The 535-nt window shown below is 54.0% G+C and carries 1 pseudogene; it reads right to left on the bottom strand.

The window, feature by feature from the left end:
* Positions 1-535 (bottom strand): annotated as a pseudogene (locus tag ACNQ0W_RS25340) (host specificity protein); the annotation flags it as partial.

Genomic DNA, 535 nt, shown 5'->3' with positions numbered 1-535 from the left:
AACATTGAACATGTTGTTGCCCCAGAAAGTCATTCCGTTGAAGCCCGCGGCAATATCTTTAATCACCTGCCAGGCATCAGCCTGGGACTGGATGTAAACGTCAAACATGAAGCGTGGCTCGGTACCGCTTCCGCCTTTCCCGTCGGGTACCTTCTGGTCGCAGCGCTGGGCGATGCGATAGAGTTCCCACTTATCTAGCATTTCTGGCGTCACGCGGCGCCCAAGACCGAAGCGCGGCTCAGTCAGAACATCGAACCAAATCCACGCCGGGTTATTCGTCCAGCCCCATTTAAACGTGCCGTCCCATGTTCCGCTATAAGTCCGCGCTACTGGATCATAGTTCGAAGGGATTCGGATGATGCGCCCCTTCGGCATGCAGGAAATCTTAGGGATGTTGTTGAATGACTTTGCGTTAAAGGACACGTACAACAGCGCTGTGTGTGGATATCGCAGGCGAGCATCGATCACCTCAGTAATCGCTTGCACCTGCGTTTTGTTCTGCAGCATCTGGCTGGTGCTGTCATCGGTGTCACGC

Source organism: Enterobacter cloacae complex sp. 6730903, assembly GCF_048283985.1.
Lineage (GTDB): Bacteria > Pseudomonadota > Gammaproteobacteria > Enterobacterales > Enterobacteriaceae > Enterobacter > Enterobacter hormaechei_C.
This window is presented reverse-complemented; position numbering and strand designations above follow the sequence as displayed.